The 24,326-nt window shown below is 53.8% G+C and carries 22 protein-coding genes; 13 read left to right on the plus strand and 9 right to left on the minus strand.

Annotated elements, in window-relative coordinates; genetic code table 11:
- Positions 1-118: 118 nt before the first annotated feature.
- The 4 genes from PPHA_RS02415 to PPHA_RS02430 all read left to right on the plus strand — a co-directional run bounded on the left by PPHA_RS02415 (position 119) and on the right by PPHA_RS02430 (position 4,893).
- Entirely contained in the window at positions 119-844 is a 726-nt protein-coding gene (locus tag PPHA_RS02415; protein WP_012507302.1) for an ABC transporter ATP-binding protein, read from the plus strand.
- 42 nt (positions 845-886) lie between these two features.
- Positions 887-2,425 (plus strand): hypothetical protein, encoded by a 1,539-nt coding sequence (locus tag PPHA_RS02420; RefSeq protein ID WP_012507303.1) that lies wholly within the window; start codon positions 887-889, stop codon positions 2,423-2,425.
- A 14-nt stretch (positions 2,426-2,439) separates the two neighbouring features.
- Positions 2,440-4,464: an NAD-dependent DNA ligase LigA gene (ligA, locus tag PPHA_RS02425; RefSeq protein ID WP_012507304.1), complete on the plus strand. Its 2,025-nt coding sequence runs from the start codon at positions 2,440-2,442 to the stop codon at positions 4,462-4,464.
- Between the two features lie 69 nt (positions 4,465-4,533).
- The gene (locus tag PPHA_RS02430; protein ID WP_012507305.1) at positions 4,534-4,893 is read left to right on the plus strand and encodes a VanZ family protein; all 360 of its coding nucleotides are present in this window, start codon (positions 4,534-4,536) and stop codon (positions 4,891-4,893) included.
- A gap of 40 nt (positions 4,894-4,933) precedes the next feature.
- Here PPHA_RS02430 and ubiE read toward each other — a convergent pair whose 3' ends face one another.
- Together ubiE and hisI are read right to left on the minus strand one after the other, a co-directional pair.
- Positions 4,934-5,683 (minus strand): bifunctional demethylmenaquinone methyltransferase/2-methoxy-6-polyprenyl-1,4-benzoquinol methylase UbiE, encoded by a 750-nt coding sequence (gene ubiE / locus PPHA_RS02435; RefSeq protein WP_012507306.1) that lies wholly within the window; start codon positions 5,681-5,683, stop codon positions 4,934-4,936.
- Positions 5,667-6,080, minus strand: a complete 414-nt coding sequence (gene hisI / locus PPHA_RS02440) for a phosphoribosyl-AMP cyclohydrolase (RefSeq protein ID WP_012507307.1) — start codon at positions 6,078-6,080, stop codon at positions 5,667-5,669. Before hisI ends, ubiE begins: the two co-directional genes overlap by 17 nt.
- Positions 6,081-6,251: 171 nt before the next feature.
- Between hisI and PPHA_RS02445 the strand changes: the two genes are divergently transcribed.
- The 3 genes from PPHA_RS02445 (at position 6,252) to PPHA_RS02455 (ending at position 9,300) form a co-directional block, all read left to right on the plus strand.
- Positions 6,252-7,334 (plus strand): efflux RND transporter periplasmic adaptor subunit, encoded by a 1,083-nt coding sequence (locus PPHA_RS02445; protein ID WP_012507308.1) that lies wholly within the window; start codon positions 6,252-6,254, stop codon positions 7,332-7,334.
- Positions 7,335-7,352: 18 nt separating this feature from the next.
- Positions 7,353-8,360 carry a ferrochelatase gene (locus tag PPHA_RS02450; RefSeq protein WP_012507309.1) on the plus strand — a complete coding sequence of 336 codons (1,008 nt, stop codon included), beginning with the start codon at positions 7,353-7,355 and terminating at the stop codon, positions 8,358-8,360.
- A 76-nt stretch (positions 8,361-8,436) separates the two neighbouring features.
- Positions 8,437-9,300, plus strand: a complete 864-nt coding sequence (locus PPHA_RS02455) for a LabA-like NYN domain-containing protein (protein WP_012507310.1) — start codon at positions 8,437-8,439, stop codon at positions 9,298-9,300.
- A gap of 5 nt (positions 9,301-9,305) precedes the next feature.
- Here the strand turns inward: PPHA_RS02455 and PPHA_RS02460 are convergent, their stop codons facing one another.
- The 5 genes from PPHA_RS02460 to PPHA_RS02480 all read right to left on the minus strand — a co-directional run bounded on the left by PPHA_RS02460 (position 9,306) and on the right by PPHA_RS02480 (position 14,379).
- On the minus strand, positions 9,306-10,025 hold the full coding sequence (locus tag PPHA_RS02460; RefSeq protein WP_012507311.1) for an energy-coupling factor ABC transporter ATP-binding protein: 720 nt from the start codon (positions 10,023-10,025) through the stop codon (positions 9,306-9,308).
- Positions 10,026-10,036: 11 nt separating this feature from the next.
- Positions 10,037-10,804: an energy-coupling factor transporter transmembrane component T gene (locus tag PPHA_RS02465; RefSeq protein WP_012507312.1), complete on the minus strand. Its 768-nt coding sequence runs from the start codon at positions 10,802-10,804 to the stop codon at positions 10,037-10,039.
- Complete coding sequence (locus tag PPHA_RS02470) at positions 10,804-11,817, minus strand: energy-coupling factor ABC transporter permease (RefSeq protein WP_012507313.1); 1,014 nt, start codon at positions 11,815-11,817, stop codon at positions 10,804-10,806. The genes PPHA_RS02465 and PPHA_RS02470 overlap by 1 nt, the downstream gene beginning before the upstream one ends.
- Positions 11,818-11,996: 179 nt before the next feature.
- Positions 11,997-13,430, minus strand: coding sequence for an NADPH-dependent glutamate synthase (gltA, locus tag PPHA_RS02475; RefSeq protein ID WP_012507314.1), 1,434 nt, complete (start codon positions 13,428-13,430; stop codon positions 11,997-11,999).
- A 103-nt stretch (positions 13,431-13,533) separates the two neighbouring features.
- Positions 13,534-14,379, minus strand: a complete 846-nt coding sequence (locus tag PPHA_RS02480; RefSeq protein WP_012507315.1) for a sulfide/dihydroorotate dehydrogenase-like FAD/NAD-binding protein — start codon at positions 14,377-14,379, stop codon at positions 13,534-13,536.
- A 151-nt stretch (positions 14,380-14,530) separates the two neighbouring features.
- Between PPHA_RS02480 and hisH the strand changes: the two genes are divergently transcribed.
- From hisH to PPHA_RS02500, 4 genes are all read left to right on the plus strand, one after another.
- A complete protein-coding gene (hisH, locus tag PPHA_RS02485) occupies positions 14,531-15,136 on the plus strand; it encodes an imidazole glycerol phosphate synthase subunit HisH (protein WP_012507316.1) in 606 nt (201 codons plus the stop codon).
- 23 nt (positions 15,137-15,159) lie between these two features.
- On the plus strand, positions 15,160-15,930 hold the full coding sequence (hisA, locus tag PPHA_RS02490; RefSeq protein WP_012507317.1) for a 1-(5-phosphoribosyl)-5-[(5-phosphoribosylamino)methylideneamino]imidazole-4-carboxamide isomerase: 771 nt from the start codon (positions 15,160-15,162) through the stop codon (positions 15,928-15,930).
- 70 nt (positions 15,931-16,000) lie between these two features.
- Positions 16,001-16,744, plus strand: a complete 744-nt coding sequence (locus tag PPHA_RS02495; RefSeq protein WP_012507318.1) for a pseudouridine synthase — start codon at positions 16,001-16,003, stop codon at positions 16,742-16,744.
- Positions 16,745-16,786: 42 nt separating this feature from the next.
- Positions 16,787-18,817 (plus strand): helix-hairpin-helix domain-containing protein, encoded by a 2,031-nt coding sequence (locus PPHA_RS02500; RefSeq protein WP_223293957.1) that lies wholly within the window; start codon positions 16,787-16,789, stop codon positions 18,815-18,817.
- Positions 18,818-18,837: 20 nt separating this feature from the next.
- Here PPHA_RS02500 and PPHA_RS02505 read toward each other — a convergent pair whose 3' ends face one another.
- Positions 18,838-19,791 carry an L-threonylcarbamoyladenylate synthase gene (locus tag PPHA_RS02505; protein WP_012507320.1) on the minus strand — a complete coding sequence of 318 codons (954 nt, stop codon included), beginning with the start codon at positions 19,789-19,791 and terminating at the stop codon, positions 18,838-18,840.
- A 23-nt stretch (positions 19,792-19,814) separates the two neighbouring features.
- Positions 19,815-20,450 (minus strand): diacylglycerol/polyprenol kinase family protein, encoded by a 636-nt coding sequence (locus PPHA_RS02510; protein ID WP_012507321.1) that lies wholly within the window; start codon positions 20,448-20,450, stop codon positions 19,815-19,817.
- Between the two features lie 170 nt (positions 20,451-20,620).
- Here PPHA_RS02510 and PPHA_RS02515 point away from each other — a divergent pair, with 170 nt between their 5' ends.
- Both PPHA_RS02515 and pabB read left to right on the plus strand, forming a co-directional pair.
- Positions 20,621-22,180, plus strand: coding sequence for a Ppx/GppA phosphatase family protein (locus tag PPHA_RS02515; RefSeq protein ID WP_012507322.1), 1,560 nt, complete (start codon positions 20,621-20,623; stop codon positions 22,178-22,180).
- A complete protein-coding gene (pabB, locus tag PPHA_RS16140) occupies positions 22,167-24,314 on the plus strand; it encodes an aminodeoxychorismate synthase component I (protein WP_223293958.1) in 2,148 nt (715 codons plus the stop codon). The genes PPHA_RS02515 and pabB overlap by 14 nt, the downstream gene beginning before the upstream one ends.
- Positions 24,315-24,326: the final 12 nt, after the last annotated feature.

Below are 24,326 nucleotides of genomic sequence, written 5' to 3' on the forward strand. Positions count from 1 at the left end.
ATAGCTATCCCTCTTTCTGCCTTTTTTGTTATAATATCCCACAGTGCCACTTTTCAGGGATCTTTTTTTACTCAAGGCACTTACCCGGCGAAATCCAGAACAACGAAGGTGGCAACCGATGGCTGAAACGATTCTCAGGCTTGAAAAAATCCGCAAAGAGCTTGGCCTCTCCAAGGCTATTCGCCAGACTATCATTCCAAACCTTTCGCTGGAAATCATGGCAGGGGAGTTTGTCGCTATAACAGGACCGTCGGGTTCGGGCAAATCCACCCTTCTCTATATCATGGGAGGGCTCGACAAGCCAACCTCCGGCACGGTATGGCTCGACGGGGAGGCAATTACCGAAAAAAATGAAACCGAGATGAACCATATCAGAAATGAAAAAATTGGCTTTATCTATCAGTTTCACTTTTTGCTTCCCGAGTTCAATGCCGTTGAAAATGTCAGTATGCCGATGATGATCAATGGTCGTCGCACCAAAAAAGAGATCAGGGAGCGGGCCATGAAACTGCTCGACATGGTTGACATGCAGAACAAATATACCAACAAGCCAAGCCAGCTCTCCGGTGGCCAGCAGCAGCGGGTTGCCATTGCACGGGCGCTGGCCAACGAACCCAAAGTGCTGCTTGGCGATGAACCGACCGGAAATCTTGACTCCCGCTCGGCCAACAATGTCTATCAACTCTTTGACCGTCTGAACCGTGAGCTGAACCAGACCGTTATCGTCGTTACCCACGATGAAGAGTTTGCAAACCGTGCGGGACGACGAATTCATCTGGTAGACGGACAGATCGAGAGTGACCGGCCACTTCGAACGATGGCAGAACCACTCTCCGGCAGCTAAATTAAACGATCGGCACGAACCTATCTTTATCCATACCAATCCATGACCTTGCTACTCGATAACATCAGGCTGACCCACCCCCATCTCTTCCAGGCATTTTCACTGCTCCCGGATGCAGAGCAGCATCTGCAGCGTATCATGGAACTCGACCGTTACTGGGAGCGGTTAAAGCAACCTCTCCGGCAAGTGATCATGCCGGGCGATACCCTGCCAAAAGATGCCCTTATCAGCGGCGAATATGATCTGATTTATGCAGGAGGAACCCTCAGTCTGCTCCATGCAGCCGTGATGGCGGGGAAGTATGGACGTAAAGTGTTGATTTTTGACCGCCAGACACCGGCAAAATCGACCAGAGACTGGAATATTTCAAGGAACGAGCTGATGAATCTCTCCGCCATCGGGCTCTTTACCGAACGAGAAGTTGACTCGACCATTGGCCGCCGCTACAAAAACGGCTGGGTCGAGTTTTACCAGCCTGATGGCAAGCAGAAGCGGCTTGTTATGGAAAACGTGCTCGATTGCGCCGTTGATGCCGACCGGTTACTCAATCTGGCAAAAGAGAGAATCCTCGGCGCACCGGGCAACGCCCTTCTTGCCGAAACCAGCTTTGTCCGTTGTTATCAATTTGACGACCACATCATTGTGCAGGTAGAAGATCGCCAGGGCAACCCCTTCTTCTACAAGAGCAAGGTACTGGTCGATGTGATGGGCATCCTCTCGCCCATTGCCATGCAGCTCAACGAAGGCATTCCCCAGACCCACGTCTGCCCGACGGTAGGCACCATAGCGAGCGGTTTTGAAAATGCAGTGTTCGATATCGGTGAAATTCTTGCGAGCATCGGGCCTGCCGATACATCGGCTGAAAAAGGGCGGCAATTGATCTGGGAAGGCTTTCCTGCTGAAGGGAGAAACTATATCACCTACCTCTTCTTCTATGACGAGGCCGACTCCCCGAACGACAAATCCCTGCTCAGCCTCTTCGAGAGCTACTTCATCACGCTTCCGGACTACAAAAAGCCCGGCAAGGATTTTCAGATCCATCGTCCCGTCTACGGCATCATTCCAGCCTACTGTCATGACGGGTTTAACCGGAGCCGTGAGATTGCCGATAGCCACATCATTCTCTTCGGCGACGCCGCATCACTCGGCTCTCCGCTCACCTTCTGCGGCTTTGGATCAATGGTTCGCAACCTCCACCACCTCACAGCCGATCTTGACCGGGCGCTCACGGAAAACAACCTCGCCAAAAAGCACCTCGAAAAAATCAGCGCCTATGAACCAAACGTCGCCTCGATGGCCAACCTCATGAAATACATGTGCTTCAACAAGGCCACCGATGAACCCAACTTTGTCAACGACCTGATGAACGAGGTGATGATTGTGCTCGACGACCTGCCCCAGCGCTATCGTCAAGCCATGTTCCGCGACGAAATGAAGATTGAAGAACTTGCAGTGGTGATGCTCCGGCTCGCCTGGCGCTACCCGAAAGTACTGGCAGCAACCTGGGAGAAACTTGGCATTCAGGGCTCCCTCTCCTTTTTCAAAAATCTTGCCGGATGGGCATTTTCAGCACTCAGATAACCTTTTTTTCATCGATGACCGATATCATTCGTGCCGCAGAGGCGATTGCACAGCTTCGCCGGGAGATCGAGCGGCACACCCATCTCTACTATGTTGAGGCAAAGCCGGAGCTCTCCGATTTTGAATTTGACCAGCTTCTCGATCAACTCATCACCCTTGAGCGGCAATTCCCGCAACTGCTTACCCCCGACAGCCCCTCGCAGCGGGTGGGAGGAGCCATTACCAGGGAATTTCCTGCAGTGCAGCATCGTGAGCCGATGCTCAGCCTCTCAAACAGCTACTCCATCACCGAGGTGGAGGAGTTTTACAACCGCGTCCGAAAACTCCTCGCCCTCGAAGGGGTTGTGGAGCAGGAGATGGTTGCCGAGCTGAAATTTGACGGTGTTGCCATCAGCCTCATCTACCAAGACGGCATTCTCGTACGCGGCGCAACACGGGGTGACGGTCGGCAGGGTGATGATATCACGGCTAATCTGAAGACCGTTGCCACCATTCCCCTCCGACTGGAGGAGACTCTTGTCGCAGCTCTTCAGGGGGAGGAGAGAGCGATCGAGGTGCGCGGCGAAGTCTTCATGCGCAAGGAGGATTTTGAACGTCTCAACGAGAGCCGTCCCGATGAAGATCGATTTGCCAACCCCCGCAATGCCACGGCAGGCTCACTCAAACTGCAGGATTCCGGTGAAGTGGCCCGTCGCAGCATGAGTTTTGTTGCCTACTACCTGAAAGGGCTCAAGGATGAATCCACACCCCACATCCATCGTCTCGAACTGCTCGCCCGTCTCGGCTTCTTTACCGGCGACCACTACCGGCTCTGCAATACCCTCGAGGAGATCAACACCTATATTGCCGAATGGGCAGAAAAGCGCTGGCAGCTCCCCTACGAGACCGACGGAGTGGTGCTCAAACTCAACGATGTCCCTTTCCGCGAAAAACTTGGCGCAACCGCAAAAAGCCCACGCTGGGCCATAGCCTACAAATATCCGGCACAACAGGCCAGATCGGTGCTCCAAAACGTGCTCTTCCAGGTAGGACGGCTCGGCACCATCACCCCTGTTGCCGAACTTGAGCCCGTCCTGCTTGCCGGTTCAACCGTCTCCCGCTCCACCCTCCATAACTTCGACGAAATCGAGCGCCTTGGGCTCATGCTCCGCGACCGGGTCATCATCGAAAAATCAGGCGAGGTCATTCCCAAAGTGGTGCGCACCCTCTTCGAAGAGCGCCCCGCCGATGCCATGCCCATTCTGCCGCCTACCCATTGCCCCTCATGCGGCGCCCCGCTCGTCCGACCGGAGAACGAAGTCAGTTACTCCTGCCCGAACGAAGAGGAGTGCCCGGCCCAAATAAAAGGGCGGCTGCTGCACTTTGCATCGCGCAATGCCATGGATATCCAGACCCTCGGCGACGCCCTCGTCGAGCAGCTTGTAGCCAAAGGGCTTGTCAAAGATCCCGGCGACCTCTACTTTCTTCAGGAACCACAGCTCGAAAAGCTTGAACGCATGGGGCCAAAATCGGCACAAAACATCCTGCGCGCTTTGGAGAAAAGTCGGGAAAAAAGCTATGAACGACTCCTCTACGCTCTCGGTATCCGTCACGTCGGACGCGCCACCGCCCGTGAACTCTCGCAAGCCTGCCCCTCCATCGATCTTCTCCGGGAGGCCAGCGAGGAGCAGCTTGCCACCATCCCCGATATCGGCCCGGTTGTCGCCCGCAGCATCATCGACTACTTTGCAAAACCATCATGGCCACACCTCCTTGAAAAACTCCGCACGGCAGCGCTGCAACTCAGTGCATCGGAGCCCAAAGAGCAGGTCAACCGCAATTTCGAGGGAGTCACAGTACTCTTTACCGGCAGCCTTGAACGCTACGACCGCCAGAAAGCCTCGGAACTGGTGCTTGAACGCGGCGGCAGGGTAGTCGGCTCCGTCAGCAAAAAGACCGGCATGGTTGTTGCTGGCCAAGACCCCGGCAGCAAGCTGCAGAAAGCCAACAAGCTCGGAGTCAGGGTTGTGTCGGAAGATGAATTTGAAGCCATGCTGTAAACGGAGACAACAATCAACCAGAAACCTCTAATCAGAGATGCGCCGGTGAACCAGAAAGAGCAAAGGGTGATGATCGCCGTCCGTCTGATACTCCTTGTTACCATCGCAGTTATCAGTTGGCAGGCCACCATCCTGAACGGCATAGAGCCGCCACCCTTCACGAATGGCGACAAGGTACTTCATTTTCTCGCCTTTGGAACGCTTGCCTTTCTGGTGGATTTTGCCTTTCCGCGCAGCCGGTTTGGCGCCGTCAAAATTATTCTGCTCATCCTCTACGGGCTGGCCATCGAGGTTGTCCAGTCCTGGCTGCCCTACCGATCAGCCTCCGCCGCAGACCTGCTGACCGATATTGGCGGTATCTGCACCTATGCGCTCTCCATACCGCTCCTCAAACGCCTGCAACTCTATCGCGGGCACTGGCAACAGTAATTTTTACAACACCAGAAACCCTCACTCCAACCCCGGCCACCTATTTTTTCGCGACATAGAGAATGGAGGTTTCAAAGGTCATCGGGAAAAAATTGGCCTGTTTGAAACCGCTTTTTTTCAGGATGGCGGTGAACGCCTCAGCCTGCGGAAACTTTTCAACCGAGTGGGGCAGATAGTCGTAGGCAAAGGTGGACTTGCTGAACAATCCCGCAATTTTCGGCAGTACTTTTTTGAAATAGACCAGGTAAAGCTTTTTCATAAGCGCATTACGCGGTATCATCGGCTCAATAATGAGCGCATGGCCGCCCGGCTTCAGGACACGATAAAACTCCCGCATCCCCTCATTCAGGTTTTCAAAATTTCTCACACCAAATCCGGCGCTGACCACATCAAAGCTCGCATTGTCGAAAGGAAGCTTCTCCGCATAGCCCTCAATAAAGCTGATCTGGGGATATTTTTTCCTTGCAAGAACCAGCATTTCAGGCGAAAGGTCAAGAGCAGAGACCTTTGCGCCCTCTATTTTCGACATGGAGTTCGCCAGGTCACCCGTGCCGGTAGCCACATCAAGAATCCGTGGAGCGCGATTTGTTCCGAGTACCTCCTTCGCCCTCTTCGTAGCCATTGCCCGCCAATAGTTATCTATTCCAAGACTGAGCAGATGATTCAAAAAATCATAGGTCGGAGCAACCTCATCAAACATTCTTTTGATAGAGGCCCTCGATTTCGTCTGATTCAGAGATTGCGCACTCTCCCTGGCCTGACGCGCCGAAACTTCAGCTTTTTTTGCCATAAACATCTTCCGGGTTAAACATCAGCGTGTCACAGATCTCCATGGAGAGCGCCTCTGTGGCTTTACGGTAAAAACAGGAGTGATAGCCAACATGGCAGGCGCCGCCAGTCTGTGAAACTTTCAGGAGCAGGGTATCGCCATCACAGTCGATCAGGATATCATGAACCACCTGCATGTTGCCCGACGATTCCCCCTTCAGCCAAAGCTTGTTGCGGCTTCGGCTCCAGTAACAGGCTCTCTTCTTGTCCAGAGTCATCTGGAGGCTTTCAAGATTCATCCAGGCCATCATCAGCACCTTGCCCGTCTCCTGATCCTGTACAATCGCCGGCACCAGCCCCCGGTCATCAAATTTAACCGTTTCAAGAAAGCTTTTCCCCATATCTTGATTATCGCCCATTGATGGTGTAGATTAAGTGGTTTTTATACAAGCGCTCCTCCCCCCTGGGAGGGCCTTCAAAAAGAAACAGTTTTTAAAGATTGATAAAATTATGGAAAAACCAAGATCGGAATGGATAAAAAGATCAAAACAGGTAACTTCCCAAAGCTGAATTCATATTAAACCAGGCACATGCAATCCCTACAGAAATTTCTTCCCAAATATACCATAGCTCTTGCTCTCCTTTTTCTTGCCACGGTCATTTTTCTGATGACGAGGGGCAACACCGTCGATATTGAGGTCGATCAGGTGACCAATGCAGAGCTGGTTCAGGCAATCTATGCAACCGGCTTTGTTGAGGCCGAAGCAGTAGCCAACCTCAGCGCTGAAACATCGGGCACGGTACGCTCTGTCGGTGCACTCGAAGGGGAGCATGTAACCGCTGGTCAGAAAATTCTTCAATTCAGCAGCCCCCAGCCAGAGTTCGCCGTTCGTGAAGCAAAGGCTGCCCTGGCCGAACAGCAGGCTCAGACCCACGACAACAAGCTGCGGCGAACCAGAAAGGAGAACCTCTTCCGTGAAGGCGCAATATCGCGTCAGGAGCTGGATGAGGCCGAAAAAATGAGCATCCAGGGCGAAGAGCTGCTCCGGCAGAAAGCCCTTCAGTTGCAGATGCGTGAAGATGACCTGAAAAAACTGACAGTCAGCGCCCCTTTTGCCGGTATTCTCACCCTCCAGAGCGTCAAAGAGGGCGATTATGTCGCAGCCAACAGCCTTGTCGCCCGGGTTGTTGACCCATCGGCCTATGTGGTTACCGTCGAGGTTGACGAACTCGATATTCCCCGTATACGCTTCGGTCAGGCGACGACCGTTGCCTTTGATGCCTGGCCCGACAAGCGCTTCAAGGCCACCGTCTCCCGTATTGTACAGCAAACAGACCGGGTCACAAAGACCTCAAGGATCTATCTGAAGCTCGACCATCCAGCCACCGACATTCAGGCAGGTATGACCGCAACAGCAAACATCATCTACAATATCAGGCCGAATGCCCTTCTGGTCAGAAAAAGCTCGCTCTTTGAAGAAAACGCACAGAGCACTGTCTGGAAAATTGCAAACGGCAAACTCAAAAAACAGCCAGTTCGGACAGGAGCAAGCGACTTGACCTTTGTTGAAATCTTGCAGGGGCTCAAAAAAGGCGACAAGATTGCACTTGCACCCGCAAAAAATTTACGTGAAGGCATGGAGGTCAACACCATTTCCCCCAGGAAAAACTGACCTCATCATGGAGAGCAGATGAGACAACGAGAGAAAATCGCCGTTATTCTTGCGGCGCATGGTGAGGCTGAAACAACCCGATTCATCGAAAACTACCGGGTTGCCTCTCATACGCTTGCGCACGCGGCCCTTGTTATGCCCATTCCAAAGCCGCTACAGAGAGCGATAGCGCTTACCTCATCACTCAAAAAAAAGCTGCGGGCAACAGCCGATACGCAAGCATCGCCACAAAACAGCATCACCCGCGACCAGGCAGCCGCCCTGCAGCGCCAGCTCAATCACTCTCCCGCAGCAGCGCTCTTCGACTTCGAGGTCCATGCCGCTTTTTCGGCTTCGCCCCCTTATGTGGAGCATGTCATGGAACAGACACGCTCCAGTGACGCTCAGGTTATCGTCTCCATGGCGCCCATCGACAGCAGCCTCTCCTGTGGTCTGATCTGCTCCTGTCTGGCCAACTCCCGCAAAGCTGAGGAGCTCGGGAAGGTCAAGGTTCTCAGTCGCTTCTGGAACGATGAGCAGCTCTACTCCATTTATTGCGATCACCTGTTTGAGCAACGTTCCCTGCGCCAGGCTCCCGGTAGCGAAGCGCAAACCCTCCTTCTGCTTTTTCATGGTACGCTGGTTGCCGATACCAAAGGAAATACCCCACAGTTTCGTACCGGTCTTGATGAAACACGCCATTTCGCCCGGCGCCTCCAGCAACTCATTGAAGAGGATCCCCGAAATCCATATAGCCGGATTGAGACGGTCTACCTCAACCATAATGTTGGCGGAGAGTGGACAAAACCCTCCTTTGAAGAGAGCTGCGCGAAGCTTCGGCAAAACGGAGCCGGAAGCGTTGACCTTTTCGCCGGCGGTTATTTTGCTGACGGCAACGAAACCATCCACCGTGCAGCGGAGCTTGCCGCGACGGCATCGGTAAAAAATGTAACATCAATTCCCTGCATTAACAGCACCCCCGCCTTTACCGCCTGGCTGACAGCAAGAGTCATCGAGGCCGCACGGCAGCTCCGGGGTTTGAGATGAACCTGCACGACTGAATGGTTAAGGCCTCACGCGTGTTTATTGTTCGACTGACGTTTCAGTCAATACCTGACAAAAGATGAAGAAAAGAGAGATTATTATGGGCAGAGCGGCTGTTTTTATTGATGGAGCCAACCTTTTTTATACACAGCGCCATCTGGGATGGCAGATAGATTTTTCCCGTCTGATGGCCTTTTTTATCTCCGGTTACGCCACCGTAGAGGCAAATTATTACGTCCCGGCATCAGAACCCGTCTCCGAAGAAAATGCCGCATTTACCAGAGTGCTGATGGCCCACGGCTACCATATCACCTCAAAACCGGTCAAAAAGATCGTCAACAAGGAGACCGGAGTCATCGTCATGAAAGGCAATCTCGATGTAGAACTTGTTGTAGACGCTCTGAGCCGAGCCGATCAGTACGACACCTTTATTCTGTTCAGTGGCGACAGTGATTTTATACCCCTGCTGAGGGCCCTGAAAGAGAAGGGAAAAGAGGTTCTGGTCTACTCCACCCAGGGGCTGAGCGCCAGAGAGCTGCTCGCCGAACCCGGCATAGCCTATCATGACCTTGCACTCCTCAAGGAGCGTATTGAACAGCTCCGGTCGGGAGAGGGTATGCGCACCGATGGCTCAGCGTCGGGTAACGATCAGGAATTTTCGCTTCCCCTCCCCGACATTGGCGTGACCTTTACCGGCAGCGTGCTGAAAATCCAGCCCTACGGGATATTTCTCAGCAATCCCTACCACGTCAAATGCCTTCTTCCCCTGAGCTTTCTCGGCATCAGCAAATATATCAGCGATTTAACAGCAATCGTGCGTATGACCGATCTCTTTGACGTTGTTGTTTTCCACGTCAATACCACCCGCGCCATTGCTGAAATTACCGTCAAGCTTGCCGACAAAAAGATGGTCGAAGAGCTGACATCAAGACTGGAAGGGTAGGGGGGCTATCGCTGAAGGCGGAGCGGCAGTTCCAGATCGTTGGCCTCAAGCAGCTCCCTGTTCCCGAGAATCTCTTCTGTCGGCCCGTCAGCCGTAATGCGCCCCTGCTTCATGATGCAGACTCGCTGGCAGGTATCCTGGATAAAATCAAGGTCGTGTGATACCGTTATTCTTGTTATGCCAAGCCCGTTAACCAGGTTGATCAGTTTTCTGCGGTTTTTCGGGTCAAGATCGGCAGTGGGTTCATCCATCACCATCACCTCCGGTTTCATGACCAGAACCGCAGCAAAGGAGGCAAAGCGCTTTTGACCCTGCGAAAGCTGTGAAGGCGCTCTGTTGCGCAGCTCCCAGAGGTTCAGCTCACGGAGCCTCGCTTCAACCACCATTGCGACCTCGGCCGCATCCATCCCCAGATTCTCCGGCCCGAACGCAACATCATCATAAAGCCGTGCCGTAAAAAGCTGGTCATCCGGATTTTGAAAGAGCAGACCAACCATCCTGTGGATTCGGTCAAGATTCTTTTTGTTCAGGTCTACGCCGCCAATCGAAATGGAGCCCTTCTGGGGCAGAAAGTAGCCATTCAGGTGGTTGACCAGCGTCGATTTTCCAGCGCCATTTGCCCCCACAATACCCACGGAATCACCTTCGCCGACAGCAAGGCTGATATGGTCGATGGCCTTTGTGCCGTCAGGCCAGGAAAAGCAGAGTCCTTCAATAGCGATCATTCGGGGGGGAATTAAAAGATCAGGCGAAGAGCAAGGAAAAGCAGAGCCCAGAGTCCGATCGTTCTCCAGTCACTGCGGCTTATCTTTTCAGCAGGGCGGTTTACCAGTCGTCCCTGAAACCCCCTGGCGCTCATGCTGCGGTAGATCCTTTCTGCACGGGTTATCGTCCTTAACAGCAAGGAGCCAATGAGCGGAGCAGTACGGAAGAGCCCTTTTCCCTTTCTGCCGAACGAGCGGATATCCCTTGCCTTTTGAATCGATTGAGCCTCCTCCTGCAAAACAGAGCGGTAGCGGTCGAGCAACAGCAACTGCGTTACCAGTACATCAGGAAGATGAAGCGCCTCAAGGGCGCGGCAGATTCGGTAAAACGGAATGCTCTGGGTAACCGAAAGCAGGGCAGCCACAGAGATGATGGTTTTTGCAACAATAACCGTCCCGGAAATCATCCCTCCACTGATACGTAATCCCGAAATCAGCAAAACAGGGTTCCGGTCGAGCAACAAGTTCCCGGCAGCCATGAAGAGCACAAAAGGAGAGATCAGCAACAATCGTTTCACAATCAGTTTTACATCTGCCTGTGCCGCGCTCATCAGAAACAGCGGAAAGGCTCCGAAAGCAAGCACTTCCGCCATGTTGAATTTCGGAATCGAAAGCAGAGAGAAGAGAAAGAGAACCGTTACCAGAAGAGCCGATCGGTCACTTCCAAGGAAGGGGAGTGGCCGGGGTGGCGCTCCACGCCCTTCAGGAAGAGAGGCTGCAGATGGTAAGCGGGCGTACATCACCGCTGTTTTTCTCCCTTCTGTTTTCTGCCCAGCAAAAGACCGACGGTTCCGGCAGCAGCAAGAACCGAAAGGCTGCCCACAATACCCGACAAACTGCTACCCGCATCGACCGGTGACTCCGGGTTTGCAAGGAATTCCGGGGCAGATTTGAAGCCATAATCGGGAAGAAAGGCAACCTTCTGCTGAAAAGCTTCAAGCGCCTCATGCACAGCTCCGCCTGCCGGGCTGAACTCTTTGGAGCCCGATACCTTCGCAATCGACCACTCCAGGCCGTCAGGTTGCGAAGAGGCAAACCACGACCCCACCCCTCCGACGAAAAGAGCCAGAATGGCAAAGAGTGCAAAGGTAAAACGGGGATGAACAGCCGCTTTTGCCGGAACAAGCAGTCCCGGTTCTGTTCGGGCAACAAAAGCAAGCACGCCCCAGGTAACCAGACCCTCAACAACCCCGATGGCAAGATGGACTGGCAGCATGAAAAGAACAAAGGTGCCGAAGGGTAACTCGGTTATACCAGAAAAGAGTGTCTCCAGAACAACCGACAATGCACCCATCAGGAGAGCCGCAGTTGCAGCCGTCAAGCTGCCGACAGCAAGTTTCCCCGGAGTTGGAGCATTTCCGGCAATAACCCGATACAGAAAAGGAAAAGCAATAAATGAGGGAAAAAAGGCAAGGTTGAACACATTGCAGCCAAGCGCAAGCAGCCCCCCGTCAGCAAAAAAAAGGCACTGGATAATGAGTACCGAGGCAAGGGTGATAAATGCCCGGTATGGGCCGAGCAGGACAGCAAGGAGAAGCCCGCCGCCCAGGTGACCGCTGGAACCAGTGCCAGGAAGCGTGAAATTGATCATCTGCGCAGCAAAAACAAAAGCGCCGAGCACACCCATGAGCGCTGTTTTACTGTTATCACGCTCTTCGGTGATTTTTTTCGCCGAATAACCGATCAGCGCTCCGCTCACAATCCAGAATCCCCCCCCGACAACCGGCGAAAGAAGCGCATCCGCCATATGCATAATCACATCTCCATTTACGTAAGGGCGGGGTCATCCCGCCCTCTTCTCCTCCCACGCAAATCCGTATCCATCCCGTAGGCGCGGGGTCATCCCGCCCTCTTCTCCTCCCACGCAAATCCGTATCCATCCCGTAGGCGCGGGGTCATCCCGCCCCCATTATCCCATTCCTTCACCAGCCCCTACTCGCCGGCAGCCATCAATTTCTCATGAATTGCCGCAGCAGCAGTTCTTCCTGCACCCATGGCAAGAATAACCGTAGCGCCACCGGTAACAATATCGCCACCGGCATAGACACTCTCTTTCGAGGTTGCCATGGTATTGATATCCACAACAATCGTATCCCGCTTGCTGACCTCAATATCCGGCGTTGTCTGCTGGATGAGCGGATTTGAACCATTACCGATCGAAATAATCGCCATATCAACAGGGAGGATGAACTCTGAGCCCTTGATCGGCACAGGGCGTCGTCGTCCGGAATCGTCCGGTTCGCCCAGCTCCATGCGGAGGCACTTTGCGCCCGTAAGCCACTGCTCCTCATTGCCAACAAACTCCAGAGGGTTCATGAGCATAAGGAATTCAATCCCCTCCTCCTTTGCATGATGCACCTCCTCAAGCCGTGCAGGCATCTCAGCCTCAGAACGGCGGTAAACGATATAAGCGTGCTCCGCGCCGAGCCTTTTTGCCGTGCGAACCGCATCCATCGCCGTGTTGCCCCCACCGAAGACCGCGACATTTTTCCCCGTGCAGTTAAACACCGGAGTATCATTGTCAGGGAACTGATAAGACTTCATCAGGTTGACCCTCGTCAAAAACTCATTGGCGGAATAGACCCCGAGCAGATTTTCTCCGGGGATACCCATAAACCAGGGCAAACCGGCTCCCACCCCAATAAAAATCGCATCAAATCCCTCCTCTTCAAGCAGCTCATCAATGGTGACCGAACGGCCAGCAACCGAATTGGTGATAAAAACCACTCCCAGTTTTTTCATACCCTCAATTTCAGCCTGCACAATCTCTTTGGGAAGGCGGAATTCCGGAATGCCATACATCAGGACGCCGCCCAGCTCATGCAACGCCTCAAAAACCGTCACCGCATGGCCCAACTGCACCAGATCGTTGGCACAGCTCAAGCCAGCCGGTCCGCTGCCGATAACCGCAACTTTTTTTCCGGTTGCCGGTTGTACCGTCGGCAACTCCACGCTCCCGTTTTCACGCTCATAATCAGCCGCGAAACGTTCGAGGTTGCCGATAGCAACGGGAGTATATTTTTTGGCGAGCACGCATGTTTTCTCGCACTGATCCTCCTGCGGGCAGACTCTGCCACAGATCGCAGGCAAAACATTATCCTCCTTGATTTTTCGGGCCGCACCCAGAAAATTGCCATCAGCAATAAGCTTTATGAACTGATCAATCTTGATGTTGACCGGGCACCCCTTGATGCAGACCGGATCCTTACACTGAATACAACGCTGAGCCTCCCGCTGAGCCTGCTCAATCGTATAGCCAAGATTGACCTCCTGAAAGTTGTGACTCCGTATCACCGGATCCTGAGACGGCATCTGTTGACGCGGTATGGCAAGGCGTTCTTTGGTCGTGATATGTTGTGCGTCCATAGTAATTCGTTTTAAAATAAAAGAGGCTTAATGCAAAAAAACCATACCTGAAAAGATATGGAGAGCAAGAGTAGCGAGGTCGGGCTACCCCGTAAATGGATAGCTATTTCAGGGTATTGAGGTTGCACTTGTGAGCAAACAAATCAGCCGATTTCCGCTCCTCCGGCAGGTACATCTTGTTCCGGTCAGAAAGATTTTTAAAATCAACCAGATGCGCGTCAAATTCAGGCCCGTCAACACAGGCGAACTTGGTCTGGTTATCCACCGTAACCCTGCAGCCACCGCACATACCGGTACCATCAACCATAATCGGATTCAGGCTCACGACCGTCTTGATCCCGTAAGGACGGGTCACCTCAGCCACAGCTCTCATCATCGGAATCGGCCCGATAGCAAGCACATAATCGATAGTTTTTCCCGAGTCAAGAAGCTCCTGCAGCTTCTGGGTGACAAAGCCATGAAAGCCATACGAACCATCATCCGTCGTGATATAGGCCTCGTCACTCACCGCCCGCATCTCAGGCTCAAGAATCACCAGCTCCTTTGAACGGGCGCCATTGATGGTAATAACATAATTTCCAGCCTCCTTCAGGGCAACAGCCGTTGGATAGGCAATTGCAGTGCCAACACCACCACCGATACTGACCGCCGTGCCAAATTTCTCGATATGCGATGGTGTTCCAAGCGGGCCCACAATATCGTGGATGGAATCACCTTCAGCCTTGCAGTTCAGCTCTCTGGTCGATTTACCCATTCCCTGGACAATAAGGGAGATCGTCCCTTTTTCAGGATCAGAATCAGCAATGGTCAACGGAATCCGTTCACTGCTCTCGCCCACCCTGATCATCACAAATTGTCCGGCTTTTCTTTTTTTTGCAATACGGGGAGCTTCGATCTCAATTTTTTTGATATTTTCAGCTAAAAATATTGCAGAAACAATTTTATACATTGGCTCTTCGATTTCGTATGATAATGGAGGCTTTCGGACTCTTTTTCGGCAAGACGAAAAAGTCATCATAATAAGCATTTGATAATTAAAATAAAAGAGACTCCTGAAAAATAGCACTCCATCCTGCAATCATTAAACGTTATTGTCACACATGGTTTTTATTGCCGATTATGGCGCAGGGAATCTTCGTTCTGTTCTCAAGGCATTTGACTATATCGGAGTCAAAGCTATCGTCAGCAGTGATCCAGCCAAACTTGCCGGTTACAAAAAAGTGATTCTTCCCGGAGTCGGAGCTTTCGGCTCTGCCACTGAGTCACTCAACGCATCGGGCTTTACCGGAGCGCTTCTCGAACATGTCGATAAAGGGGGCCAGCTCCTTGGAATCTGCCTCGGGATGCAGTTGCTCCTTACCGACAGCGAAGAGATGGGCGCTCACAAAGGGCTCGATCTCATTCCAGGGCGCGTGCTGCGTTTCCGGAGCGAAACCGACAAAATTCCCCAGATCGGGTGGAACTCGGTCGATCAGCAGAAAGAGAGTACCCTCTTCCGGGGAATAGAGGATCACTCCTTCTTCTACTTTGTACACTCCTACTACTGTGATCCCCTCTGCACCGATGATGTTGCAGCAACAACATGGTTCGCAGGAAAAAACTTTTGTTCAGCCATTGAAAAAAATGGTATTTTCGCAGTTCAATTTCATCCGGAAAAGAGCTCCGACGCCGGTTTGCAGGTGCTGAAAAACTTTGCCGGCTGCTAACACCGCTTTCCAGTTATTCACTTATGTTGATTATTCCAGCCATAGACATCAAAGAGGGGAAGTGTGTACGACTGACCCGTGGCGACTTCAGCCAGAAAAAAATATACCTCGACAACCCCAACGACATGGCCATCATCTGGCGCAAGCAGAACGCCAAAATGCTCCATATCGTTGACCTCGATGCCGCCCTTACCGGCGAAATGGTCAATTTTGAAAAAATCAGGGAGATCGTCACCAATCTCGACATTCCCGTCCAGGTCGGCGGTGGTATCCGCTCCGCCGATGCAGTCAAGCGCTACCTCGACATCGGTGTCGGTCGCGTGGTCATCGGCTCGGCAGCCGTAACCAATCCAAAGCTGGTCGAAGAGCTGCTGCACACCTACACCTCCTCACAGATTGTTGTCGGCATCGATGCAGAGAACGGAATCCCGAAAATCAAAGGGTGGACCGAAAGCAGCATGATTCAGGACTACGATCTGGCGTTGCAGATGAAAGAGATGGGCATCGAGCGCATCATCTACACCGACATCTCCCGCGACGGCATGATGCAGGGCTTTGGTTACGAAAGCACCAGACGCTTCGCCGAAAGGGCAGGGATGAAAATTACCGCCTCCGGTGGAGTTACCAATGCCGAAGACCTGCATCGGCTCAATGAACTCCAACCCTTCGGCGTTGATTCCGTCATTATTGGCAAAGCCCTCTACGAATGCAATTTTCCCTGTCAGGAGCTTTGGTACAACTTTGAAGAGGAGATCAGCCTCGATCACAATTTCTCGACAGCCCGAAAAAAATAGCAGGGAGCCTGGCGCCTGAACGAGGGCCGCGAACAGGCAGGAAACGACAGCGATAACGATAGAGATCACTATGAAAAAGAGTAATAAAGATGATGAAGTCAGAATTAACCGATATCTCGCCTCGTGTGGCATAGCCTCACGCAGGGCTGCCGACCAGCTCGTGCTCGATGGCAGGGTTATGGTCAACGGCACCGTCATTACCACACCAGGCATCAAGGTAAGCCCCACTCGTGACGAGGTCATTGTAGACGGTGAAAAATTTGCCCAGCCTGAGCACCGCAAGGTCTACATTCTCTTCAACAAACCCAGAAACGTCATCACCACCAACAGCGACGAAAAAAATCGGGAGATGGTACTCGATTTTATTGATGTCGAAGAGCGGGTCTTTCCCGTTGGTCGCCTCGACCGGAAAACAACCGGCGTCATCCTGCTGACCAATGATGGAACACTGGCCCATAAATTGATGCACCCTTCATCAAATGTGAAAAAAGAGTATATTGCTGAGCTTTCTGAAAAATTCACGCCAAATCTTCTGCCGCAACTGACAGGAGGGATGCGTTTGAAAGATACCGGGGAAAAGGTCAGTCCCTGCCGCGCAAAAATACTGGAAGATGGCATGCAGGTACTGGTAAGCATTCATGAAGGAAAGAACCACCAGGTCAGAAGAATGTTTGAAACCCTCGGTTTTGAAGTAAAGCGGCTTGAGCGGGTTGCCTATGCAGGCCTGCTGGCCGGAGAACTACGGCGAGGCGAATGGCGATACCTGAGCCGCAATGAGGTTCAGGCACTCTACAAATTAACCGAAAGCCCATAAGCCATCTGCCGGTTTTGTCAACCAAGCAAAACCACTATGGTTATGAAGCAGCAACACTCCTTCTGCAAACGTCATGCCGGCAGGGAACTCATGACGTTTGTTTTTCTCCTCCTCCTTCTCATTGCCTCTTCCCCGGCACGCTGTGCCGACAGCAGCGACATCGAGGATCTCCTCAGCAATGCAGAATCAGAGATCAATATCGAGCAGTTGCTTGACCTTGTCGAGCAGTTGAAAAAAGAGAGGATTCTGCTCAATGAGGCCGACGCCGCCGACCTGCGTCAACTGCCCTGGCTCACGACCGCCGACGTCGAAACCATTCTCATCCATCGTCGCAACCAGGGGCCCATTCTCACCCTGCAGCAACTCGAAACCCTTATCGGCAAAGAAAAAACAGCCCTCATCGCCCCCTATATCCGTTTGACAAAAGAGCCCTCCTCCCGTCTTCCAGCCAAAACCGATGCCATAGAGGGCACGCTCTACAGCCGCCTCTTTTGGGAAACCACAGCCCGGAAAGGCATTCTGAACGGGAACTACGCCGGAGAGAACTACAAGCTCTATCACCGTCTGCAGGTTGCAGCCCCTCACCTCAAGGCGACCCTCCTGCAGGAAAAGGATATCGGCGAGCCCGACGTGGCCGACTTCACCTCACTCAGCATCAGCGCCAGCGATATCGGCATCATGAAACAGGGCCTGCTCGGCAACTACAGGGTAAACCTTGCCCAGGGGCTGCTCATCGGCCAGGGACGCTATTTTTCCAAAGGCTCCGACCCCACCGGCAGCATCCGGCTTCCATCACGCCAGCTTCTTCCCTACACCTCCAGCTCGGAATATGGCTTTCTCCAGGGAGCAGCAACAACCCTGAAGCTTGCACCCTTTGAAGTGACCCTCTTTTACTCCTCCAACCATCGTGACGCCCTCATCAGCGACGAGGGGGTCATTACCAGTTTCAGCTCATCAGGCTACCACCGGAGCGAACTCGAAATATCGAGAAAAGATAACGTCACCGAAACCATCTCCGGGGCAAACCTGCTTTACCATTACCAGTCGGGCTCCTTCAGCGGCAGGGCAGGGGGGAGTCTGCTCAACTACCGCTATCCACTGCCATTCGATGAACTCGACCCCTTTGCCGCCATAAGCAGACACTCTTCGGCAACGCTCTACAGCCTCGAAACCGATCTCTCCCTTGGCCATGCAAGCCTCTTTGCCGAAGCGGCCTTTTCCACTCGCCCGGATGACGCATCATGGACGGCAGGCACGGAGTATCAGATTCGCCAGGGGCTCAGCGCCGTTGCCGCGCTCCGCCGCTATGGCGCCCGCTACTACTCTCCCTTTGCAGGGGCCTTTGCCGAAAGGGGCAGCGGAGCCTCAAACGAAGAGGGATACTATGTCGGCCTCAACGCCAGGGTCAGCAAAAGCCTTGCACTTGCGGCCTACCACGACCGCTTCACCTTTCCCCTGCTTGACGATCACTGCCCCTACCCCTCAGATGGCAACGATTCAAGGCTCTTCATCACCTGGAAACAGTCGCCCCTGCTCACCTGGAACCTCCAATTCCAGCACAAATACCGCGAAGAGCAGTCCAATCAGGGCACATCAAGCCACCCCCTCTGGAGAGCACTTCCCCAGATAACCAATCGCTGCCGTCTCGACTGCGATGTCACCCCCTCCCGTGCCCTCCACCTGCGAAGCCGAGGCGAGGTGAAAAAAGTGGTCAAGGAGTACCTCGCTGGCGATCAGCGCTTTTATGGATGGCTTCTCTCCCAGCAGGCAGGATACAGCGCCGGTAAATTCAGCCTCAAAGGGCGTATAACCGTTTTCAACACAGAAGATTTCGATGCAGCCCTCTACGCCTATGAGGACGACCTTCCCCTCACCTCCTCACTCGGCATGTACGACGGGCGCGGTAAATCCCTCTTCCTTGTGGCAGCATGGCAGGCGCTTCCACAGATGAAGCTTGCCGCACGATACGAGAAAAGCTGGTACAGTGACCGGGAGGTATACAGCAGCGGCAACGACGAGCGGGCCACCAGCGCACCCGGTTCCTTTCATCTTGGCTGTTTTTTGACCTTCTGAGTGGAGTGTCGGCAGGGGGGTCACTCAAGAGCGGCAGCACGCAGCAGCCGATCCCTGATCGCCCTGCCAAGTCCCTCATTTGAGGGCAGTTCGCAGTAGATGACGCCGATCCCTTCCGCGTCGCAGAGCCGGAAAAAGCCGAAGAGCTCCCGGCCATACTCCTCAAGAGTGGAGCACACCTTGCAGAGTGTAACCCCTTCCGGCGGCGCCGAGAGGCCGATAGAGGCTGATGAAGGGGAGTCTGCAACAGGGCTCTTCTCGCCACTCCAGAGGATAATCGAGGCCTTCGGCGCATAATGGGGATACTTCAGGCCGGGGCATTTCGGGCTCTCCTCCGGCTTGTTCGTGACCGCATTGACCGTTATCTCTGGCACTACCTCCCGCAGTTGTTCCAGTGTGATCGCTCCGGCCCTGAGCAGCAGCGGCTTCGCCCCCGAACACTCCACAATGGTCGATTCAAGGCCGATCGTACTTGGCCTGCCCCGCAGCACGCACTCAATCCTCCCCTCAAGATCCTCCATCACCGCCTCCCAGCTTGTCGCGCTCGGCAGCCCCGAACGATTTGCCGAAGGAGCGGCAACCGGGCAGCCACAGAGACGCAGAAACTCCTGAGCCACCGGATTTGACGGGCAGCGCACCCCCACAGTTTCAAGACCGGCTGTAACGCTGAAGGGAACAGAGCTTTTTTTTTGCAGCACCAGCGTCAGGGGGCCGGGGAAAAAGTGCTCAATCAGCGCTCGTGCATCCGCATGAAGCGCCTCTGCCACCTCATCGAGTTGATCAATGCTGCCGAGGTGAACAATCAGTGGGTTATCCGACGGACGTCCCTTTGCCCGAAAAAGCTGGAGGATTGCCTCCGGATGGCAGATACCGGCGCCAAGGCCATAGACCGTCTCGGTTGGAAATGCCACAACCCCACCTGAGTTCAGGATAGCGGCTGCCTCTTCAGGTGAATCAGTAAGGATGGTCTGCATGATAGCGGCTTGAGGGAAAAATTCTACCGGAAAATGGAGAGAAGGGTAAAGAGCGTGGCTACCGAAGCGCTGGCAAGAGGAATTGAAAGGTTATCGTCAACCTTGAACTTTCCGATACGCACCAGGAAGGCCTCCGTCAGCGTTCCGGTTATTGCCATGATGATACCGATAACGGGATGCAGCCCCGGCACAAGGGAGACAACAACGAGCGCCGAGAGAAAAAAGGCAACGCTTCCCTCAACGCTCTTCTGTCCAAACCGGTGTTTACCGAACGATTTGCCGATAATGGCCGCAAGCGTATCCGAAACAGCAACCATGCTGAAGGCCGCAACCGCAATAACTTTCGGGAAAAAGAGCACCAGAAGGAGAGCCGCCATCATGATATAGGTCGCACCGTTCAGATGGCCCTTTGCCCGCTTGAGCTCATGCGCCCTGAGCATCGCTCCGAACGTCCGGTGATACCAGGCAGAAACCGGTGTGAAAAAATTTTTCAGCAGGTCAATCAGAAAAAAGCCGGAAAAAAGCGGCACAAGAATCAACAGAGCAAGATCGCGGCTGATAAACCAGTAAATAACCGGGATAGAGAGCGACGAGAGATGAATAGCCTTGCGTGCTACTTCATAACGGAGTTCCAGCCGGTCAATCTCTTCCATAAGCATAAAAAAGGTTCATCAGGGAAGCGGTATCAGGAGCGACCCGCTTACAGGCTGGAATATACAACGAAAACTCCATAAGCCAGAAAAGTTCAGCCCAACAGCTTCCTTTTCCTTTTCCCTTTCAAAACGTGTACCTTGCAGTGCATTCCAAAATCGCATTTTGAACTACAGGTATGAAGCATGAAAACTTAAGGGTCGCTGCCATTGATCTCGGCACCAACTCCTTCCATATGATTATTGTCGAAGAGAGCCCGCAGAAGGGGATCGTTGAGATAGACCGGGTCAAAGATATGATCTGCATCGGTCGCGGCAGCATTTCTACAAAAATGCTTGATGAAGAGGCCATGCAGTCCGGTATTGCGGCGTTGAAAAATTTTCTTGTTCTGGCCTCACATCATGGTGTGGCCTCCGAAAATGTTATTGCCTTCGCCACCAGCGCCATCCGCGAGGCAAAAAACAGTGGCGACTTTATCCGCCGGGTCAAAGAGGAGACCGGCCTCAAAATCAAGATTATCTCCGGCAAAGAGGAGGCTGAATTTATCTATTACGGCGTTCGCAATGCGGTGAAAATAGGCAACAGCTCCGACCTGCTCTTCGATATTGGCGGCGGATCGGTTGAATTTGTTCTTGTCAACCAGAAAGGGCTCCAACTGCTCGAAAGTCGTAAAATCGGTGTTGCCAGAATGTGCGAACGCTTTGTAGCCTCCGAACCGATCGCCTCTCATGATATCAAGATGCTGGAGCAGTACTTCACGGCAGAGATGGTCACCGCTGTTGAAAAGGCCTCACAACTGAAGGTGACCAGGGCAATCGCCTCCTCGGGAACAGCGCAGAATATCGCCCGCATGATACAGTCGATGAAGGGGAGCCAGAGTGAGACATCGCTCAACAACAGCACCTTTACCCGCACCGAGTTTCAGGCGCTCTATCAGGCAATTCTCCCTCTTGGCGCCGCCGAACGCAAAAAAATTACCGGTCTTGATGAAAAAAGAGTTGATCTTATTGTGCCAGGGCTCATCCTTGTCGATATGATCTTCCGGCTTTTCAACCTCACCGAGATCGTCATTTCCGATTCCGCCCTGCGGGAGGGAATGGTGCTCCACTACCTGAAGCATCGCCTCCAGTCAGGCACAAAACGGAGCAGTGACGATGACCTCGATATTCGCCGGGAGAGCGTTTATGAACTTGCCTTCCGCTGCGGCTGGACGCGCAACCACGCAGAGCACGTAGCCCGTCTCAGCCTCCAGCTTTTCGACAAGCTCGCCCTTCTGCACCATCTTGACGAGTCGTACCGTGAACTGCTCGAGTATGCATCGCTGCTGCACAACATTGGAGCATTCATTGCCATCTCCTCCCATCACAAACACAGCCAGTATATTATCCTCAACGGGGAACTTCGCGGCTTCTCGCCCCTTGAAACCGAGATCATCGCCCATGTGGCCCGCTATCACCGCAAATCCCCCCCGACGGAGCGCCATGCAGCATACAGCATGCTTCCCTCCGCCAGCAAGCGTGCGGTTGATCTCCTCTCCGGCATCCTGCGCCTTGCCAACGGTCTCGAACGCGGTCACCGTCAGAACGTTCAGAAAATCAACGTCCAGGTCACCGCAAATACCATTATCCTCCACCTCAAAACCCGTTTTGAGCCCGACATCGAGATATGGGCCGCCGATCTGCTGAAACCGTGGCTTGAGAAGCTCCTCAATAAAAGCATAATCCTTGAAGCACTCTGAAGTGAAGGGAGAGAGCCTTTTCGAACGACTCGCCGCCACCCTTGCAACCGAGGGCACCCTCTGGCTCGAATCCGCCTTCTGTAACGAGCCGGAGGGCGGAGCGCTCCTCTTCTCTGACCCGCTGGAGGTGGTGACCCTTCCCACACTCAACGATATCGAGCTTTTTTTCCGGAGGATCGAGGAACAGAGCGCCGCAGGTTTTCATCTTGCCGGCTGGCTCACCTATGAGGCCGGTTACGCCTTTGAAGAGAGGCTTCTTCACGGCCTCTCACCCGACGACCCTCATCTTCCCCCCTCGCCCCTTGGCTGGTTTGGAGTCTACCGGGAACCGGAGCGCTTTTCAGCCGCAGAGGTTCAGGAGCTTTTCGCCGAACCGGGCCCTCGCTCCGACCTCATCATCACCGACCTCTCCTTCAATCTCTCCGAAGAGGAATACGGCAGAAAAATTGAACGCATCAAAGAGCAGATAGCAGCAGGCAATCTCTATCAGGTGAACTTTACCGGACGCTACCGCTTCACCAGCAACAGCGAGCCAACGGCGCTCTTTGCCGCGCTGCGGGGTCGGCAACCCTCATCCTACACCGCCTGTATCAACAGCGGCGGGCGCACCATCCTCTCCTGCTCTCCCGAACTCTTTTTCAGGCGGCGCGGCTCACTCATCGAAACCATGCCGATGAAAGGAACCGCACCGAGAGGCCGCACCATCGAAGAGGACAACCGCCTCAGGGAGGGGCTTGCCGGATGCCAGAAAAACCGGGCCGAAAATCTCATGATCGTCGATCTCCTCCGTAACGACCTCGGTCGGATATGCAAGCCCGGCACAGTCGAAGCAGGGGATCTCTTCACCATCGAAACATGGCCGACACTCCACCAACTGCTCTCAACCATCCGGGGAGAGCTGCGGGAGGGAATCAAGCTCAGCGAACTCTTCCGGGCCCTCTATCCCTCAGGCTCCATTACCGGTGCGCCCAAAATAAGCGCCATGAAGCTCATACAGAGCCTTGAACCAACGTCAAGAGGGATCTATACCGGCACCATCGGCTATATCACCCCCGACAGCGAGATGGTTTTCAGTGTCGCAATCCGCACCATCGAGCTATCCGGAAAACAGGGCACCTACGGATCAGGAGGCGGCATCGTATGGGACTCCGATCCCCAGGATGAGTACCGCGAGTGCCAGCTCAAGGCCAAGATCCTTACCAACCCCGGCAGGAGCCGCAGCGCTGCAGCAACAGAGACCGGCATTGCGCCAGGCAGCGATAGAGCAGCACAGCAACCTGAAGAGCACCGCATTCAGCTCATTGCACCTGCATCAGCAGAGGACGTTGTTCTGGGCTGTAACTTCGGTCAAACGGACGCCCATCATCAGCCTCCGGGTGGGGTTTCCGGCAGCGAAGCAGGGCAACACTTCGGGCTTTTTGAAAGCCTGCTCTGGAACGGCAACTATCTCTGGCTCGACGAACACCTCCAGCGCCTTGCCGCATCAGCCGCCACGCTCGGCTTTCCATGCGACACCGCCGCTGCCACCCACCTGCTTCACCAGCTTGAAGAGGAGATGCGCCATCATGGCAGCCAGAACAGCAACCCGCAACCCGGCCAGCAGCAGGAACATCTCCGCACCGAAGAACAGTGCCGGGGTGCCGCACGCTGCAAGGTACGCCTCAGCCTCACAAGAGAGGGAAGCTGCAGCGCCAGTTACGAGCCCATAACGGTGCAAGGCTCCACCACACCGCTCCGTTTATGCATTGCCGCAGAGCCCACCCATTCATCCAACCCCCTGCTCCGGCACAAAACCACCAAAAGGGAGCTTTACGACCACTACTTCACCCTTGCCCGCCAGCAAGGCTACGACGAAATCCTCTTCCACAACGAACGCGGCGAGATCACCGAAGGCGCCATCAGCACCATCTTTATCCGCAAAGGCCAGCAACTCTGCACCCCGCCACTCCACTGCGGCCTGCTCAACGGCATTTTCCGCCATTACATCCTCGCCACCCGCCCCACCGCAACCGAAAAAATCATCACCATCAACGACCTCGCCACCGCCGACGCCATATTCATCGCAAATTCAGTCCGAGGCCTCAGACCCGCCACAATGTGTAAAAACCCGCCGACCATGGGACCTGATACATAACTGCAAAAAACT

It is taken from the genome of Pelodictyon phaeoclathratiforme BU-1, assembly GCF_000020645.1.
In the GTDB taxonomy this organism is placed as follows: Bacteria; Bacteroidota; Chlorobiia; order Chlorobiales; family Chlorobiaceae; genus Chlorobium; species Chlorobium phaeoclathratiforme.

Coding starts and splice junctions, on each gene's coding strand:
- PPHA_RS02415 (WP_012507302.1), top strand. CDS start 119: ATGGCTGAAACGATTCTCAGGCTTGAAAAAATCCGCAAAGAGCTTGGC.
- PPHA_RS02420 (WP_012507303.1), top strand. CDS start 887: ATGACCTTGCTACTCGATAACATCAGGCTGACCCACCCCCATCTCTTC.
- ligA (WP_012507304.1), top strand. CDS start 2,440: ATGACCGATATCATTCGTGCCGCAGAGGCGATTGCACAGCTTCGCCGG.
- PPHA_RS02430 (WP_012507305.1), top strand. CDS start 4,534: ATGATCGCCGTCCGTCTGATACTCCTTGTTACCATCGCAGTTATCAGT.
- ubiE (WP_012507306.1), bottom strand. CDS start 5,683: ATGGCAAAAAAAGCTGAAGTTTCGGCGCGTCAGGCCAGGGAGAGTGCG.
- hisI (WP_012507307.1), bottom strand. CDS start 6,080: ATGGGCGATAATCAAGATATGGGGAAAAGCTTTCTTGAAACGGTTAAA.
- PPHA_RS02445 (WP_012507308.1), top strand. CDS start 6,252: ATGCAATCCCTACAGAAATTTCTTCCCAAATATACCATAGCTCTTGCT.
- PPHA_RS02450 (WP_012507309.1), top strand. CDS start 7,353: ATGAGACAACGAGAGAAAATCGCCGTTATTCTTGCGGCGCATGGTGAG.
- PPHA_RS02455 (WP_012507310.1), top strand. CDS start 8,437: ATGAAGAAAAGAGAGATTATTATGGGCAGAGCGGCTGTTTTTATTGAT.
- PPHA_RS02460 (WP_012507311.1), bottom strand. CDS start 10,025: ATGATCGCTATTGAAGGACTCTGCTTTTCCTGGCCTGACGGCACAAAG.
- PPHA_RS02465 (WP_012507312.1), bottom strand. CDS start 10,804: ATGTACGCCCGCTTACCATCTGCAGCCTCTCTTCCTGAAGGGCGTGGA.
- PPHA_RS02470 (WP_012507313.1), bottom strand. CDS start 11,817: ATGCATATGGCGGATGCGCTTCTTTCGCCGGTTGTCGGGGGGGGATTC.
- gltA (WP_012507314.1), bottom strand. CDS start 13,430: ATGGACGCACAACATATCACGACCAAAGAACGCCTTGCCATACCGCGT.
- PPHA_RS02480 (WP_012507315.1), bottom strand. CDS start 14,379: ATGTATAAAATTGTTTCTGCAATATTTTTAGCTGAAAATATCAAAAAA.
- hisH (WP_012507316.1), top strand. CDS start 14,531: ATGGTTTTTATTGCCGATTATGGCGCAGGGAATCTTCGTTCTGTTCTC.
- hisA (WP_012507317.1), top strand. CDS start 15,160: ATGTTGATTATTCCAGCCATAGACATCAAAGAGGGGAAGTGTGTACGA.
- PPHA_RS02495 (WP_012507318.1), top strand. CDS start 16,001: ATGAAAAAGAGTAATAAAGATGATGAAGTCAGAATTAACCGATATCTC.
- PPHA_RS02500 (WP_223293957.1), top strand. CDS start 16,787: ATGAAGCAGCAACACTCCTTCTGCAAACGTCATGCCGGCAGGGAACTC.
- PPHA_RS02505 (WP_012507320.1), bottom strand. CDS start 19,791: ATGCAGACCATCCTTACTGATTCACCTGAAGAGGCAGCCGCTATCCTG.
- PPHA_RS02510 (WP_012507321.1), bottom strand. CDS start 20,450: ATGCTTATGGAAGAGATTGACCGGCTGGAACTCCGTTATGAAGTAGCA.
- PPHA_RS02515 (WP_012507322.1), top strand. CDS start 20,621: ATGAAGCATGAAAACTTAAGGGTCGCTGCCATTGATCTCGGCACCAAC.